Here is a 17,240-nt window from a genome sequence, read left to right as displayed (position 1 = left end):
TCTTGTGTAAGCAGGTAACTCAGAGATAATTACTCCGTCTGCACAGAAACAAGTCTCTTGATTCGCACTTGCCCTGAGCTTGAAGCGAGAAGGGTTTATACCTAAACAACTTGAAGGGAGAGCTTCATTACGGCCACTTCTTCGTTAAATTCCAAGGAAATAGAGGGACTATTCCTCGCGAAATTTGCCTCGAATTGAACATGTCGATGACTTCTGAGTGCGAGCATCTTCAGGTTGTTTGGGTATATTATGGACTTCAGATACATAATAAAACAGTTGGCAAAGGATTGACTATGGAAAACAAAATGACATTTCACGGTACGGGCCGTGAGTTTTTTGGCATCTGGATTGTAAATATTGTGCTAAGTATTCTTACGTTTGGAGTTTATTCAGCGTGGGCAAAAGTACGTACAAAAAAATACTTTTACGGAAACACTGAACTTGCGGGTGATCGCTTTGATTATCATGCAACACCAAAACAAATCCTTATCGGGCGGCTTATAGCTGTCACTGCATTTGTTATCTGGTTTTTGTCAGGCCATTTTTCCCCGGTTTTTTCCAGCGTTCTGTTTCTTTTGGGCTTAGCTATGATGCCCTGGATAGCGAGAAACAATGCTCGCTTTAACGCCCGTATGACGAGTTACCGCAATGTCAGGCTCAATTTCACCGGTACTTTGATGGGCGCTTATGCTGCCATTCTGGGTAGAGGCCTCTTGCTGATCCTCACTATCGTAGTGTTTGGGACTTTCGCTATCGCGCCCACCAGTGGCTTTATCACTTTCCTTTTTGTTGTTGGTGGACTTGCTTCTTTGTTGGTGATGTTTGCATGGATGATGAAAGGTATTGCGAGCTATTTCGCCAATGGATATGGTTACGGAAAACTACAATTTAACGCCACGCTGTCGACAGGCTTTTTTGTTCGCACATACATCTGGGCCGTGCTTATCTGGATACTGTCTTCTATCGGTGTATTAGCATTTGGCGCATTATTCTTTTTTGTTGGTGGGCAGTTGGTCAGTTTGTCAGAGATAAGGTTTACTGATATTTCTGATCTAAATATCGGGCATATCACGACAGCACTGGGCGCCATGAGTCTGGTCATCCTTATGTATGTGATGTTGTTTGTCTCAATGCTTATCGTGACTGCGTTTATTTATACTCGAACTCGTAATCATGTGTTTAGCCAAGTGATGGTTGGTGGCAGTGGGGATTATCGTCTGTCTTCAAAAATGAATACCGCTGATTACATTCTGCTCGTTATCACGAACTTCTTCATGCAGGTTTTGACGTTGGGTTTAGCGCGTCCTTGGGTAATGGTCCGCACAACACGCTATATATTGTCAGTGACGGCGGTTCATGGCGATCTTGATGCGCTCAGCGTTTACGAAGATGGAAATGGCGCCAAATCAGCAGTTGGTGACGAGATGTCACAGGTCTTCGACTTGGATATCGGGATCAACTGATGGTGAAAGGGATAGCATTTGCAGCAGGAGAGTCGGGTAAGCATCAGGCTGAACTCTTTGTCATAGGTGAGACCAAAGCGATACTTACATTTGATGACAAAACCGTTGAATGCCGACTTGATGAAGTTTCCCGCTCTGAGCGCATTGGCAATCTGCCGTTGCAGCTCAGCTTTCCGGATGGCGAGCTCTTTTTGCCCGACAACGAAGCTGACTTGCCCTATTGTTTTCAAGTGAAAAGTCGAGGATGGCTGACACGCCTTGAGAGCAGCAAAACGGCAATTCTTTCTTCCATTGCGGCTGCGCTGCTGTTTATGGCGGCCTTTTTCTCTATTGGGTTGCCAGGGATAAGCACAGGGATCACGCAGGTTTTACCCGAAGAGATCCCGATGGCGGTTGGTGAGCATGTGATGTCTCAGCTCGATGAAAGAATGTTTACTGCTTCCGAGCTGGATACGGAACGCCAGCAAGCGTTGAATCAACGCTTTGACGAGTTGATGAAAATGCTTCCGCAGATGCCAGTTAACCCCAGACTGGTGTTCCGCAACTGGAAACAAGGGCCCAATGCCTTTGCCTTAAGTGATGGCACTGTGGTGTTACTCGATCCTTTAGTCAATCTTGCTCAAACTGACGCGCAACTGGAGAGTGTGATACTGCATGAACTTGGTCATGTCTATCATCAGCACGTGATGAAAGGGCTGGTGCGCTCGACCTTGATTTCAGTCTCTATAGCCGTGATTACCGGTGAAAGCACAGGTGTTATCGACTTGATGACAGGTTTGGGTGTACTTGCAGCGACGGCAGGGTATTCAAGGGCAGATGAAGAAGAGTCCGATCAGTTCGCTGCTAAATACCTCAGTACTATTTATGGTGATGCCAGTGCACAGGCAGAAATGTTTGCCTTGCTTGGCGAGGCTCATCAGACGGAGGGAATGTCGCAATGGCTCAGTTCCCATCCAGACACAGAAAGCCGTATAGAGGCTGCAAACAGCTTCCAGACAGAATGATAAAAGGGCAGTTTACGCTGCCCTTTCTTATTTTGAGACGTGTTCTCTATCACGCTGCCATTGGATAGTGGTGATATTGCATCATGCTCAGGCGCTCTTTCTTCTGCCATACACGCTCATGGAAGTAGTAAGCTATGGTGTTAATACAAGGCTCAATCATCGCCATCACACTGCCAATCAGCACATCACCCGTCAGCAGGTAAGCCACACCAAACGCAACGCTGAAATGAACAACGGCGAAACTTGCTGTTTTACGGCCTGGATGGTTTGTTGCCAGACGCTTCAGTAACTTGTTGTCCCATGCCTTTTCGTGGAAGTAGAAGGCAACGGTATTAACCATAGGCTCTACCATTGCAATCAAGCTACCCAGCAGAATATCGCCTGTCAGGATATATGCGACAGTAAACGCAACGGTAAAGTGAATCACAGCAAAACTTAAGGTCTTTTTCATAACAGTTCCCTCATTCGGTATGATCCTATTATTGCAAATGATTCTCATTTGTAAATTGGCTTTATTTGATTACTACAATAGGCAAGGGCTATCAAAGCGGAGGTATTGAAACAAGCCAGATGATCAGAGAGATATTGGAGCGGAGTAAACCTTGGCTTGATATAGCAAGCCAAGGTTGAGATGCATTTTAGGCGACAGCCTGTTCTTTCAACGCAAGCGTGAAATCATCCAAGGTAAGTGGTTTATAGAACAGGTAACCTTGTGTCATTTCTAGCCCAGCAGCGACAGCGGAAACAAGTTGTTCTTCGGTTTCTATTCCTTCTATAAGCACCCGCTTGTTCATGCCTTTGAGCATATTTACCATTCCTCCCAGCAAGCGCTCAGAGCGGTCACATTTACTTAGTCCCCAAGTGAAGATTCGGTCGATCTTTATAACGGAGACTGGCAAGTTGAGGAGGTAACCAAAGGAGGAATACCCCGTACCAAAATCATCAAGGTGTAGTGACCACCCTTGTTCATGCAACTTGGCAATATTTGCTTTGCAGCTTTTCCCCTGAACGAAGCAGCCCTCGGTGATTTCCAAAGATATCCGGTGCTTATCGATACCATACTGTTGCAAGATGCCATCTAGAATTGGCAATAACTCGCGGCGATTGAGTGACAGGGGGGAGATGTTAATGGCAATTTCCGGCAATTCAGGATGGTTTGCCAGCACTTTACAGGCAGAACGAAACACAAAGGTGTCGAGCTCGAAACTGAGCCCTGCAGCTTCTGCTATCGGAACGAACACTCCCGGAGAGACTTCACCAAGCTCTGTGTGGTTCCAGCGCAATAAAGCCTCTGCACCAATAATGCAGTTGTTGGTTAGGTCCACTTTTGGCTGAAATACAAGATAAAGCAGCTCTTCAGATAGATCGTGGCGCAGCTTATTGATGAGGTTCAGTCGCTCATTACAGGCTATTTCCATATCTTCGTGGAAGGTTAGTGCACAACCACGACGTTTTGACTTTGCCTGCTTAAGTGCTATTTCCGCGCGTTTGAGAGCGACTTCTGTGTTGTTTAGGGTGCCGGTTTCCTCCAAATTGAAAATGCCGGACGTAACGCCGAGGTAGAAGGGCCCACCATCGTCCATTCCAAAAACGGTATCTTGGAGTGTTTGAAGCACATTGAGAAGCGAGGCTTCGTCAAGCTCTGTAGCGACAGCAAATGCGTCACTGTGAAGCCTGCTGACCACACTGCTCGTTGGTAGGCTTTGCTTTAAAGCATCACCGAACACTTTGAGAACCTTATTGCCATAATCAAAGCCCAGTGATTCATTGATTTGGTGAAAGTCATCAATATCAATCATGGCAAGTGTAAGGCGACCTGCACGTTTTAGCAGAGAGGGGACTTGCGAGTCGACAAACCCCATGCGGCTGTGAAGGCCTGTTATTTCATCGATAAAGGCTGCATCAAATAGTTGGTTGACAAACTTGGTGTTTTCCAGGCCGAGAGCGACATTCTGGATAAACACGGACAGCAGCTCTGGATCAAGCTCATCCAATAAATCGGTTTTGCCAGTGAAAATGTAGATGACAGCTTTCCACTGGCTGGGCGTGTCCATATAAAGTGCAATGTTTCCACCATTGATCACATTTCGACCTTCTTGAAATGCCTGCTTGATAGCTGTGTGGGACGTTTCATCCAGTTCTATTGTATCGAGGTTTTTCCCGAATGCCTGCTGGTACTTTTGGCTGGTAGCAACAACGATATGTTCGTCTTCATGCTGTTCATTAGTGGCATGAAAGTAAATCTTTTCCAGTTGTTGAGGTGGATTGAGAGGGCGGCTAGAAACGCAAAAAATACCTTCAGAGTGAATGTCGAACAGTGCATTGATTTGATCCAGTATGCCTTCGCTGAAGCTGGCAAGTGAACGCTCCTGGAATTGGTTTGCAGCAGAGTCAATGATCTTTCTTAATCCATCACGACTTTTCTGTATTGAATACAGGCTCTGATAAGAGCGGATAGACGAGCAAAGGGTACTGAACAGCTTAGCTCTTGTCAGCTCGTTTTTGGTCTTGTAGTCGTTGATTTCGAAATTCTCAATCACTGATTCTTCAGGGGCATAGCCGGGTTGACCAGTACGAAGCACGATTTGCGTTGTATGGTTTCCTAATTCCTTTCGGATATAGCTGGCGAGTTGCAGCCCCGAATCTTCCTCTTCCATCACGACATCAAGCAATATCACGGCGGTATCTGTGTTGTCTGCAAGAAGCTGTTGTCCTTCCTTGGCAGAGTATGCGTGAATAAAGCTCAATGGGTAGCCCATGATTTTGACATTTTTAAGTGCCAGTGTAGTTGCATGGTGCATAGAGGCTTCATCATCAATAATGGCGACTTTCCAACTTCGACTTGGAGTCACTGGCTGTTGGGAAGGCGTTGATGGGCCATCGATAATATTGATTTTAAAGTCGCTCATAGTTCATCTTCCGTCTGTTGAATGGATGCCGGAATAGAAATATCAAAGACGGCACCGTTGTCGTTATATACCTGAATGTCCCCTTGCAGCATGTTGACCACAATGCTGTAGACGACATGCATGCCCATCCCTGAACCACCTTCGCCCAGGCGGGTGGTGTAGAAAGGTTCAAAGATACGTTTGATCCCTTCTTCAGATAAGCCTTTCCCTGAATCCCGGTAGAGCAAACGTATTTGATCGCCTTCCCGAGTTAATGTGAGGGATATCTCTCCCTGTACATCATTTTTAAAATTATTAAAACCGTGAATGATGGAGTTGTTGAACAGGTTGGTAAATACCTGCCCAATAGGGCCGGGGTAGCTGTTCATCATTAGTTCTTCATCGTTGTACAACGAGAATTTGACGGGTCGATTTTTGATTTGGTGATGAAGGGTGCAATATATTTCTTGCAACAATGTACCCAGTTCAAAGTCACGTAGTTGCTCACTGGTTTGGTCGTTAGCAACCTGTTTAAAGCTGTTAATGAGTCCAGAAGCTCTTTCTAGAGAGACGTTAAGTACGTTGAGAGTCTCGGTACTGTGTGATTCAAAGTTATCGAAGTCTTCTCTAGTGATCTCGCCGGTTTTGAGTTTCTTCATGAAGCTGGAATATTCGTCTTCCAAAGTCGTCGCCATAGTCACAGAGATCCCTAGCGGCGTGTTAATTTCATGGGAAACGCCGGCCACCAGACTACCTAGGGAAGAGAGTTTTTCGGTCTCGATGAGTTTGTCTTGTGCCGATTTCAGGTTCTCTAGCATCTCAGTCAGGCTCTCTTTATCTTGCTTTAACGCTTCCTTCTGGTTGGCGTTTTCTATCTGGAGTTGGTCGAGTTGAGATAAGCCAATCTGGAAGTTTTTGAGACTTTGGGTAATTCGCCCTAGTTCGTTGTCTTCAATGTGCACGAAAGGAATGTTGCGATACCCCTTACGCAACGCTTGAATCGTTGTATTGATTTTCTCCAGCGGTCTAAATAAGGAGCGCTGGAAGAAAACAACGATCATTGCTAGCAATACGGATGCAAAAACGACCACCAATATAAGTGCATACATGGACTTGTTAGCGACCCCGCGTAGCCCTTGTGACTCTTCAATCAATAGAATATCCGATTGGTCAGCAATCTTTTTGAGCTGTGCTTTCATATCCAGAAACACGCCTCTCTCTAGCTCATTCACTGACTTCAACGCACGTTGACGGGCGGTATTGTCATGATATTTGAATATCCTGCTTGCACCGCCAAAAAACCTAGTAAAGTGCCACTCAATAGGCCCGATCTGATCCCGAATTTTGGAGCTGTCTGTAGAATTAGAAAGCGACTTTAAGGAGTGCTCAAATTCTTCAGCGTCGGCGATAAAGCGCTTTTCAGCCAAAGGGTAACCGAGGAGGAAAATATCTAAATCAGTCTTCATGTCCTGTATTTTTTCGAGCAATATCTCTATATCGTATTGATGCAATGTGTATCGATGAAATGAGGAAAAATCGTTATGGAACGTATAAAGCTCGCTTTGAGTGTCGATAAAGCTATGAAGCTCATTTAGAAGCACTTCAAGTGGTAAGGTGCTTGAAGTGAAAAAAGTACGGACACGTTGCACTGAACTCGGATCGAACTCGCCGAAAACACGTTGTTGCGCCAAAAGCAAAAACTCTTCATGCAGCGTCCTCAACTTGTTGATATCATAGCTGGTCGTCTCAACATTTTTATACAGACTTAATTCTTTTTTGTACTCAACGAATTTTCCCAGATGCTCCAGAAAGGTTGTGTTAGCTTCCTTTTCTTGGTCTTCCACATACCTGACTAAACTGGACATCATTTCGCTGAGCTCATACTCCATATGAGCAGTGTTGACAGTATTTGGTAGCGCTTTATCAAGCAGTGCATCCGTGCTGCTTCGGGTGCTGAGCGCGACCCAAACAGTCAAAGACGACACGGTTAGCAAGAGAAGCGCTAGTGTTATCAGACTTAGGTACAGCCTGGAGGCAATTGAATTCATTTCTACGTTTCATTGGTTGCAGGATGATGTTCGGAAAAGCGTAGTAACGGATTTAGAAAACAATGTTGAGATGAACAACAATTGCGGCGTATGTCACCTTAATGAGTCAAAATCAATGTATATTTAACATTAGTTTTTAATCGTCACGAATAAAGTGTGGATCTTACGGCGTCATGGTTGTTGAAGGCTGCCCCTGATATGGAGCCTGGCATCCTGTTTACAGAACGGCCATTTGGTCTCCTTGAGCTACATAGCCGAGACGCGGATGAATTGGTGTCGGCAGGTAAGGCAATTCTCGATGGTACAGGAATGGTCTCTTCATCTGCGATGAAGCCTGAGATCCTTTTTCAGCACATCATTCAGGATATAGCCGATCAGCATGCTATTTTACTTACCGAAACCGAAGTGCCTCAATGGTTGTTCCCGGGCAGTCTTTCGTTGTTGATTGAAATGGTACCGGCCCTATTTGTGTGCCTGGCCGCCAATGAGGCAGAAAAAGTGTCCCCTGCGATCACCTTGGTGGATGTTCAGATGATGGGGGCATCTGGAAGAGTATTGATTGCCGGGCGTAGTGATGAGTTAGAAATATGCCTTTCAGCTATCGAATCAGCGCTGAATTAAAAAAGGCCTTTCGTTAAGAAAGGCCTAGGGGCTGTTGACCTTTGGTGATGATTTTTGCAGCAGTTTGTGGGGATGTTATGCAAGGCAGAGGCTTCGATGTGTAGCTAGCCTACATGAGAAGCCGATAACGCAGCAGAAATTCCCCACAAACGCTGCCCGAAGGGTTCCACTGCGCGTCCCGTACTCTAAGCGTTTTATGCTTTGTTGAGGTGTATTTGCTTAGAATGACTAGGCGGCACACACCTCGCCGCACCTAAAACGCTTATAGCTAGAACAAAATTTAACCACCAAAGGTCAACAGCCCTAGTACTGCAGTTGTAATGAGTTTGGCTTATAGCGCCGCGATAGTCGCTTTCTGCTCTTCCAATTTAGTCAGGGTTTCAGCGTAGCCGCCCAGCTTCGCACGCTCAGCAGCAACAACCGCTTCGGGGGCTTTTGCCACGAAGCCTTGATTGTTCAACTTGCCTTCAACACGTTTGATTTCACCCTGGGTCTTGGCAATTTCTTTGTCTAGACGCGCCAGTTCAGCGTCTTTGTCAATAAGACCTGCCATTGGGATCATGAGGGTAGATTTACCAACCAGTGCGGTTGCACATGCCGGTGTTTCTTCGCCTGCTTCCAGAATGTGGATGCCTTCCAACTTCGCCAGTGACATTAGAACCTGCTTGCTTGCTTCTACACGAGCAGCATCTTTCTCATCAGCGGCTTTCAACATTACATCCAAAGGTTTGCTCGGTGCGATGTCATATTCAGCGCGCAGGTTACGGATGGCAGTGATGAAACCTTTCACCCACTCGATATCAGCCAGTGCTGCTTCATCGAACTGTGCTTCGTCATACTGTGGCAGTGCCTGTAGCATGATAGTGTCACCTTCAACACCGTCTACCAGCGGCTTCACGCTCTGCCAGATAGATTCAGTGATGTAAGGAACAACTGGGTGCGCCAGACGCAGTGTCTTCTCAAGCACGGTGATCAGCGTGTGACGGGTCGCGCGCTGTTGTGCTTCAGTGCCTTTCCACAGAACAGGTTTGGTCAGCTCGAGGTACCAGTCACAGAATTGGTTCCAGATGAATTCGTACAGGGTGTTCGATGCCATATCCAGACGGAAGTTTTCGATATGCGCGTTGAACTCTTTCGCGGCCAGTTGGAATTGAGATTCGATCCACTTGTCAGCCAGTGAGAATTCCATCTCGCCGCCCTGCATGCCGCAATCCTGGTCTTCTGCGTTCATCAGCACGTAACGGCTTGCGTTCCAAAGCTTGTTACAGAAGTTGCGATAACCCTCAAGACGCTTCATGTCCCAGTTGATGTCACGGCCTGTTGAAGCCATGGCAGCCAGAGTGAAGCGCAGTGCGTCGGTGCCGTATGCTTCGATACCGTTTTCGAAGGTCTTACGGGTGTTCTTTTCGATCTTCGCTGCCAGTTGTGGCTGCATCATGTTACCGGTACGTTTTTCTACCAGTGACTCGAGGTCGATACCGTCGATCATGTCGATCGGGTCAAGCACGTTACCTTTAGACTTCGACATCTTGTCGCCGTTTTCGTCACGGATCAGACCCGTTACGTAAACCGTCTTAAACGGTACCTGTGGCTTGCCATCTTCATCTTTCATGAAGTGCATGGTCATCATGATCATGCGCGCAACCCAGAAGAAGATGATATCGAAACCGGTTACCAGAACGTCTGTCGGGTGGAAGGTTTTCAGTTCTGGTGTTTCTTGTGGCCAGCCCAGTGTACCGAATGTCCACAGTGCAGATGAGAACCAGGTATCCAGAACGTCATCGTCCTGACGCAGAACAACAACCGGAGCCAGACCGTTCTTCTTGCGAACTTCCTCTTCGTTACGACCAACGTAAACATTGCCGTCGTTGTCGTACCACGCAGGAATGCGGTGACCCCACCACAGCTGACGAGAGATACACCAGTCTTGAATGTCACGCATCCACGAGAAGTACATGTTCTCGTATTGCTTAGGCACGAACTGGATGTCGCCGTTTTCTACTGCTTCAACGGCAGGTTGTGCCAGCGTCGCAGTGCGAACGTACCATTGGTCAGTCAGCATTGGTTCGATAACCACGCCACCACGATCGCCGTAAGGAACAGTCAGGTCGTGATCTTTGATCTCGTCCAGCAGGCCCAGCGCTTCAAACTCAGCAACAATCGCTTTCCGTGCAGCGAAACGCTCCATGCCACGGTATTTCTCCGGCAGGTCAGTGCTGTATACATCGCTCGCTTCACCGTTGGTGTTGAACACTTCGGCTGCGTTGCGGATGTCTGCGTTGAACGTCAGGATGTTGATCATTGGCAACTGGTGACGCTTGCCAACTTCGTAGTCATTGAAGTCATGCGCAGGGGTGATCTTCACACAACCTGTGCCTTTCTCCATGTCTGCGTGTTCGTCGCCCACGATGGGGATGCGGCGGTCAACGATTGGCAGGAAGATTTCTTTACCGATGAGCTCTTTGTAACGCGGATCTTCTGGGTTAACAGCTACACCGGTATCGCCCAGCATGGTTTCTGGACGGGTAGTTGCTACCACGATGTAGTCTTTACCGTCTGCGGTTTTAACGCCGTCAGCCAGTGGGTAACGGAAGTGCCACATGTGGCCTTTCACGTCTTTATTTTCTACTTCCAGATCGGAAATAGCCGTGTGCAGTTTCGGGTCCCAGTTAACCAGACGCTTACCGCGGTAGATCAGGTCATCTTCATACAGACGTACGAACACTTCCTGAACAGCAGCGTAAAAGCCATCATCCATGGTGAAGCGCTCACGATCCCAGTCGACAGACGCACCCAGACGGCGCAGTTGCTTGGTGATTGTGCCACCGGATTCGCCTTTCCACTCCCAGATCTTGTCGATGAAAGCATCACGGCCGTAGTCGTGCTTGGTTTTGTCTTCTTCTGCTGCGATCTTGCGCTCAACAACCATTTGGGTCGCGATACCTGCGTGGTCAGTACCGACCTGCCACAGGGTGTTTTTGCCTTTCATGCGCTCGCAGCGAATCAGGGTATCCATGATGGTGTGCTGAAACGCATGGCCCATGTGCAGGCTGCCCGTGACGTTGGGTGGTGGGATCATGATGCTGTAAGCAGCTTTTGATGTGTCACCGTGAGGCTTGAAGTAGCCAGCCTCTTCCCAGCGCTGGTACAGCGCCTTTTCAATTGATGTTGGGTTGTATGTCTTTTCCATAGCGCTCTTGATGGACTGATTTAATAGGACATTTCTTCAATGGCGAGGGTACGCATTTGACGCCCCGCCATTCGGTAAATTTTGTAGCGTTCCCGAGCCTGTTGCTTGAGAGCTTCTTCGCAAGGCACGAAGTCTACCACTTGTGCAAAGGAAGGCGCAAAAGTTGCTGCTTCTTGCGCCAGATTTATTAGCACTTGGCGGTGGCCAGCATGGCGTACACCCGGCCAACCGATTTCAATTTGTGCACCTCCACGTGGACCTTCGCCAACAAGGTTATGTGGCACAAAGTGTTCCGTGGTTTGTTGGAAGAGCAATTCATCAATCGCTTCGGCTTGTTTTTTATCTTCAGCCATGATGAATGCTTTTATGCCTTGCTGACAAAAAAGGGCAGAGAGTTGGCTAACCTTTTCCAACATTTGTTGTGTTGGCTGGTCTTGCGATTCATCCAGTAAGTAGAAGGTCGCCATGCCTGTCATCGAATTCCCTCTTTAGCCATTGGGCGGTGTTGATAACGCCACTGTGTTCGGCTCAGTGTGCGGTGAGTTGTTCACTCACGCAACAAAAAAAGGAGGCCTCGGCCTCCTTTTCTCTTTGTGCAGTTTTATTCTGCGACTTCAAGGCCAGAACGGTTCAGAAGGAACTGGACCAGCAATGGCACAGGACGGCCTGTTGCGCCTTTGTTCTGTCCGCCTTTGAATGAAGTACCCGCTACATCAAGGTGCGCCCAGTTGTACTTCTTCGCGAAGCGTGACAGAAAACAACCTGCAGTGATGGTACCACCACCTGGACCACCGATGTTTGCCATGTCAGCAAACGGGCTTTTCAGTTGGTCTTGGTACTCTTCCGTCATTGGTAGACGCCAAGCGCGGTCACCTGCTTGCTCAGACGCGTTCACAATTTCGTGTGCCAATGGGTTGTGGTTCGAAATCAAACCGCTGATGTGATGGCTCAGTGCCACAATACATGCGCCAGTCAGGGTTGCCACGTCAATCACGCATTCTGGCTCGTAACGTTCAACGTAAGTGAGTGCGTCACAAAGCACCAGACGACCTTCTGCGTCAGTGTTCAGTACTTCAACGGTTTGACCTGACATTGTGGTGACAATATCGCCAGGACGGTAAGCGTTACCATCAGGCATATTTTCACAACCCGCCAGTACCCCAACCACGTTAATAGGCAGATCCAGCTTCGCCAGAGATTTCATTGCACCGAATACAGAAGCAGCACCACACATGTCGTACTTCATTTCATCCATGTTGGCAGGCGGCTTCAGTGAGATACCGCCAGCATCGAACGTCAGGCCTTTACCCACCAGTATAATTGGTTTCGCATCTGGGTCTGGGTGACCTTTGTACTCCATGATGGACATCATAGATTCATTCTTAGAGCCTTGGCCTACCGCTAGATATGAGGTCATACCCAGCTCTTTCATCTCCTGCTCGCCAATGATTTTGGTGCTGACTTTTTCAAAGTCATCCGCTAGACGGCGTGCTTGAGAAGCGAGGTATGCAGGGTTTGCAACGTTTGGTGGCATGTTGCCGAGGTCTTTACATGCATTGACACCGGAAGCAACTGCCAGACCGTGGGCAATCGCACGCTCACCCAGATTCAGTTCACGACGTGTTGGTACGTTGAACACTAGTTTACGCAGCGGACGGCGGGTTTCTGGCTTCACGCTCTTGAACTGGTTGAAGGTGTAGAGGCTGTCTTTGGTGCTCTCAACAGCTTGGCGCACTTTCCAGTATGTGTCGCGACCTTTCACGTGCAATTCAGTCAGGAAGCAAACCGCTTCCATAGAGCCCGTTTCATTCAGTGTGTTGATAGTGTTTTTGATGATTTCTTTGTATTGGCGCTCACCGAGTTCACGCTCTTTACCACAACCTACCAAAAGCACACGCTCAGACAGCACATTAGGAACGTGATGCAATAGCAGCATCTGACCAGGCTTACCTTCGAGGTCACCACGGCGCAGTAAGCTACTGATGTAACCATCACTGATTTTATCGAGCTGTTCTGCCACTGGTGATAGGCGGCGTGGTTCAAACACACCAACAACGATACATGCACTTCGCTGCTTCTCGGGACTCCCGCTTTTTACACTGAACTCCATGCGTACTCCTACATCCTAAAGACAAGTGAGGCTAAATGTTGGATAATGCCCGCTTTATCGGAACTCGATATCGTGTTCGACGTAAATTTCATTAAGCAGGCTAACACTTGGCCGAAAGATTAAAAAATAACTAATTTACCGAAAAACTATAGCGATTCGAGTAAAAAAACAAGTTTTCTAAAGGTAAAACGCCGTGATTATTGTTCGGTATTTGATCCGAGAAACAGTGAAAACGCAACTTGCGGTACTGTTTGTGCTATTTCTGGTCTTTTTTAGCCAGAAATTTATCCGAGTGTTGGCTAACGCTACAGATGGCTCAATTCCGGGCAGCGATGTGTTAACCCTAGTTGGGTTGTACATGCCATCTATGGGTATGTTAATGCTGCCGCTCAGCCTCTATATAGGTATTTTGATTACTTTCGGGCGTTTATACGCAGAAAGTGAAATTACCGTAATGAACGCAACGGGTATCGGAAACAAATTTCTGATCCGGGCAGCACTTTATTTGGCTGTAATTACTGGTACCGTTGCGGCCTTTAATGCTTTGTGGCTAACGCCATGGGCAAATGATAAAGAAATCAAAGTGATGGAAAGTCTAGAGGCCGATACGGGTCTTGAGCTTTTGGTGCAGGGACAAATCCAAACCACGCCAGATGGACAGGCTGTCGTTTTTGTCAACGAAATCACGGGAGACGGCAAAGATCTCCATAAAGTATTTATTGCACAACCTGTACCTCGCGGTACCTTGCGCCCCAACGTTGTTGTAGCAGAGAAAGGCTATATCTCTGAACTACCTGATGGACGTCAGGTTCTCGATCTAAATGGCGGTATGCGATATGAAGGTGTACCAACCTTGCTCGACTACACGGTGACAGATTACGAAAACTATCAAGTATTGATTGGTCAACGCGAAGTGCGTCAGAAACACAGGGATTGGGATGCTGTTCCTACCCATTCACTGCTCAACGAACCTTCAGCACGAGCTCAAGCTGAACTGCAGTGGCGTATCTCTCTGGTGCTGTGCATCCCGCTGATGACCATGATTGTTGTACCGCTTTCGGCGGTGAACCCGCGTCAGGGACGTTTCGCAAAGCTCTTCCCTGCAGTATTAATTTATCTGGCTTACTTCCTTTCTATCAGTGCGGCGAAATCTGCGGTAGAGGAGAGCAAGTTGCCACCTGAGATTGGTCTTTGGAGTGTAAACATATTGGCGTTGCTGGTGGCGTTAATGCTGATCAGTTGGGATAGTCTGCCAATGCGTAAACTGAAATACCGATTGAGGAGAGCGGCCTAATGTTTAAGATCCTCGACCTCTATATAGGCCGCACCATTATCGCCACAACAACCTTGTGTCTTGCAACACTGGTTGGCCTGTCCGCTATCATCAAGTTTGTTGAACAGCTGCGTTCAGTCGGAGAAGGCACCTTCACCATGATGACAGCAATTCAGTATGTGCTGCTCAGCATGCCGCGTGATATTGAAATGTTCTTTCCAATGGCGGTGCTATTGGGGGCCTTGATTGGACTAGGCACACTGGCTTCAAGCTCTGAGCTTGTGGTGATGCAAGCGGCGGGCTTTTCCAAGTTGGATATCGGCCTGTCGGTACTGAAAACCGCCATGCCTTTGATGCTGGTAGTATTGGCGCTGGGGCAGTGGGGCGCGCCCGATGCTCAGAAAGCTGCGCGTGAACTTCGCGCCTTCGCCAAATCTGGCGGTAATGTAATGTCGGTGAGAACCGGCGTGTGGGCAAAAGACGGCGCAGACTTCATCTATATTGCGCGTACTGATCAGAAAGAATCACTGACGGGTGTGAATATCTGGAAGTTCGATGACACCCAGAATCTGCAGGCTCAGGTTTTCGCAGAGCAAGCTAAATACCTAGATAAAGACAGTTGGATGCTGGAGAAAGTGACAGTAACGCACTTCGATGGCCCGGTGAAGATCAGTGAAACCAAAGAAGCAGAGCTGGCATGGAAAACCACACTGACACCGGAGAAACTCGCGATTGTGACGGTGAAGCCTGAAGAGCTCTCTCTCAGTGGTGTCTACAGTTACGTGGATTACCTGAAAGCATCAGAGCAAGATGCTTCCCGTTACGAGCTGGCGTTATGGCGTAAAGCACTCCAGCCTCTGTCGATTGGTGTCATGATGCTGTTGGCGCTTAGCTTTGTCTTTGGACCCTTGCGTTCAGTGACCATGGGGGCGAGAGTGCTATCCGGTGTGATCTTTGGTTTCGCCTTCTATATATCTAATGAAGTCTTTGGCCCAATGACACTAGTCTATAAGCTGCCGCCATTTGTTGGTGCGGTGGCACCGAGTCTGGCTTTTATCGGTGTGACACTTTATCTGCTAAACCGAAAACTCTGACGAGGCGATATCAGACTGGAAAACAAGAGAGGGAGCCTGTTGGCTCCCTCTTTATTATCAGCATTCTTACGAATTATTTAATCGTATCGACTTTAATCACCTGACTGTTGGAGAAGTGATCCTGAAACGCGCGGTTGTTTCGGTCAAACAGAGCCAGCAGGTTGCCAATACCTAAGCAAGAAGTTGCCATTCGGATAAGGGCTTGGGTAAAGGTGATGTTCCCACCAAACTCACTGATGACTTTAAGCTTCCATGCTTTCATCCCAACTGTCTGTCCTGCTCGGGTCCAGAAGTAACCATAAAAGCCAGCTGCAATAGCAAACACATAGATAGTAAAGAAAGGACTGATAGCCGGGTTGCGGGTCAGGTAATCGCTGACATCTTCATAGCCATCAATAGAAAGTCCCAGCTGCACAGCAATAGCCACGGCACCGACGACTAATGCGATTGCCAACATCTCCACAGCGATGAGTACAAGAAAGTCATAAAGCCAGGCGCCGAAGCGGCGGAAAAAGCTAGCGCCCTTGGGTACGCTGTACTGTGTCGATGATTGAGCCATTGTTCTGTCCTAGAAATGAGTACTGTGTGTAGTTTACCAGCCTAATCGATAGTGTTGAATGCGTAAAAATAGGGCAGATAGCGCGTGTTTATAGCACTGTGGTGAAAAAAGAACCGATCGAGAAGGTTTTGTGAATTATAGGCTTGCTTCAACCCATTGCTTGCGTATAATTGCTCGCACTTGCCCGGGTGGCGAAATTGGTAGACGCAGCGGATTCAAAATCCGCCGGTGAATAACTGTGCCGGTTCAAGTCCGGCCCCGGGCACCAATTTCCGGAAAAGCTCCAGTCGAAAGACTGGGGCTTTTTTCGTTTTATGTTTTTCTATTGCGACTCTAAAAATTCCTCATTATACCGTTACTTTATCCTAACTCCCATTTAGTGATGATTTGTTCCTAAGCACTTTCGTTCTAATTATCAGTGATAAGGGAAAGACCTGTGATTGTTTGGCTCATCTGCGACTTCTTAAACAGAATCTCGACTGTTTATCGGGGTGAAGGTGTGCTTCATTTCATTTTTCTTTGCACTTTTAGGGTGAAAGTTGCTGGATAAATACTCATTTTTGCCGTTTTTGCCGACTTTGTGACCATTTGAATCGATTTTTGAAAATTATTTGGTTTTTGCTATTGCCAACGAAAGTGAACTCTCTATAATGCGCCTCATCGACACGGCAAGCGGCTCGCAGAGCAAGCTACCAAGTCAACGTTCTTTAACAATTTGACCTATGCAATCTGTGTGGGCACTCGTAGTTGATAGACAAAAGATTTATCGATGTTTACTGAGTGACCAAACGAAATAACTTCGGTTATATCGGCACAGTCAATTCGTTCTGCTCTTTCTTTAGTTTGTAGAGAGGGGTTAGAACACAACAGTATTTCATCGAGCCGCCTTTGTTCACTTTTTCAAAGTGAGGAAGGGCAAAAAAATTCTAATTGAAGAGTTTGATCATGGCTCAGATTGAACGCTGGCGGCAGGCCTAACACATGCAAGTC

General features: G+C 47.4%; 12 protein-coding genes, 1 tRNA gene and 1 rRNA gene. 7 read left to right on the top strand and 7 right to left on the bottom strand.

Features of this window, described 5'->3' with window-relative positions:
- Positions 1–200 precede the first annotated feature (200 nt).
- Entirely contained in the window at positions 201–1,463 is a 1,263-nt protein-coding gene (locus GMA8713_RS15960) for a YjgN family protein (RefSeq protein ID WP_232314462.1), read from the top strand.
- Positions 1,463–2,467 carry a M48 family metallopeptidase gene (locus tag GMA8713_RS15955; RefSeq protein WP_062712083.1) on the top strand — a complete coding sequence of 335 codons (1,005 nt, stop codon included), beginning with the start codon at positions 1,463–1,465 and terminating at the stop codon, positions 2,465–2,467. Before GMA8713_RS15960 ends, GMA8713_RS15955 begins: the two co-directional genes overlap by 1 nt.
- A gap of 49 nt (positions 2,468–2,516) precedes the next feature.
- Here the strand turns inward: GMA8713_RS15955 and GMA8713_RS15950 are convergent, their stop codons facing one another.
- The 3 genes from GMA8713_RS15950 to GMA8713_RS15940 form a co-directional block, all read right to left on the bottom strand.
- A complete protein-coding gene (locus GMA8713_RS15950; protein WP_062712080.1) occupies positions 2,517–2,918 on the bottom strand; it encodes a DUF2061 domain-containing protein in 402 nt (133 codons plus the stop codon).
- Positions 2,919–3,105: 187 nt separating this feature from the next.
- The gene (locus GMA8713_RS15945; RefSeq protein ID WP_062712077.1) at positions 3,106–5,376 is read right to left on the bottom strand and encodes a bifunctional diguanylate cyclase/phosphodiesterase; all 2,271 of its coding nucleotides are present in this window, start codon (positions 5,374–5,376) and stop codon (positions 3,106–3,108) included.
- Positions 5,373–7,403 carry a HAMP domain-containing sensor histidine kinase gene (locus GMA8713_RS15940; RefSeq protein WP_062712074.1) on the bottom strand — a complete coding sequence of 677 codons (2,031 nt, stop codon included), beginning with the start codon at positions 7,401–7,403 and terminating at the stop codon, positions 5,373–5,375. The genes GMA8713_RS15945 and GMA8713_RS15940 overlap by 4 nt, the downstream gene beginning before the upstream one ends.
- Before the next feature lie 156 nt (positions 7,404–7,559).
- On the opposite strand from GMA8713_RS15940, the gene GMA8713_RS15935 reads away from it, so the two are divergent.
- Positions 7,560–8,024 (top strand): hypothetical protein, encoded by a 465-nt coding sequence (locus GMA8713_RS15935; protein WP_062712071.1) that lies wholly within the window; start codon positions 7,560–7,562, stop codon positions 8,022–8,024.
- A 331-nt stretch (positions 8,025–8,355) separates the two neighbouring features.
- On the opposite strand, the gene GMA8713_RS15930 is transcribed toward GMA8713_RS15935, so the two are convergent.
- From GMA8713_RS15930 to pepA, 3 genes are all read right to left on the bottom strand, one after another.
- Positions 8,356–11,214, bottom strand: coding sequence for a valine--tRNA ligase (locus GMA8713_RS15930; RefSeq protein ID WP_062712067.1), 2,859 nt, complete (start codon positions 11,212–11,214; stop codon positions 8,356–8,358).
- A 20-nt stretch (positions 11,215–11,234) separates the two neighbouring features.
- Positions 11,235–11,690, bottom strand: coding sequence for a DNA polymerase III subunit chi (locus GMA8713_RS15925; protein ID WP_062712064.1), 456 nt, complete (start codon positions 11,688–11,690; stop codon positions 11,235–11,237).
- 125 nt (positions 11,691–11,815) lie between these two features.
- Positions 11,816–13,324, bottom strand: a complete 1,509-nt coding sequence (gene pepA / locus GMA8713_RS15920; protein WP_062712061.1) for a leucyl aminopeptidase — start codon at positions 13,322–13,324, stop codon at positions 11,816–11,818.
- A gap of 193 nt (positions 13,325–13,517) precedes the next feature.
- On the opposite strand from pepA, the gene lptF reads away from it, so the two are divergent.
- Both lptF and lptG read left to right on the top strand, forming a co-directional pair.
- Positions 13,518–14,618 (top strand): LPS export ABC transporter permease LptF, encoded by a 1,101-nt coding sequence (gene lptF / locus GMA8713_RS15915; protein WP_062712058.1) that lies wholly within the window; start codon positions 13,518–13,520, stop codon positions 14,616–14,618.
- Positions 14,618–15,691, top strand: coding sequence for an LPS export ABC transporter permease LptG (gene lptG, locus GMA8713_RS15910; protein WP_046307038.1), 1,074 nt, complete (start codon positions 14,618–14,620; stop codon positions 15,689–15,691). The genes lptF and lptG overlap by 1 nt, the downstream gene beginning before the upstream one ends.
- A 73-nt stretch (positions 15,692–15,764) precedes the next feature.
- Here lptG and GMA8713_RS15905 read toward each other — a convergent pair whose 3' ends face one another.
- A complete protein-coding gene (locus tag GMA8713_RS15905; protein WP_002537602.1) occupies positions 15,765–16,250 on the bottom strand; it encodes an RDD family protein in 486 nt (161 codons plus the stop codon).
- Positions 16,251–16,432: 182 nt separating this feature from the next.
- Between GMA8713_RS15905 and GMA8713_RS15900 the strand changes: the two genes are divergently transcribed.
- Together GMA8713_RS15900 and GMA8713_RS15895 are read left to right on the top strand one after the other, a co-directional pair.
- Positions 16,433–16,518, top strand: a tRNA-Leu gene (locus tag GMA8713_RS15900).
- Between the two features lie 659 nt (positions 16,519–17,177).
- A 16S ribosomal RNA gene (locus tag GMA8713_RS15895) occupies positions 17,178–17,240 on the top strand; the annotation flags it as partial.

The sequence above is a fragment of the Grimontia marina genome, from assembly GCF_900060185.1.
GTDB lineage: Bacteria > Pseudomonadota > Gammaproteobacteria > Enterobacterales > Vibrionaceae > Enterovibrio > Enterovibrio marinus.
The sequence above is the reverse complement of the archived record's forward strand: the minus strand, read 5'-3'. Positions and strand labels throughout refer to the sequence as shown.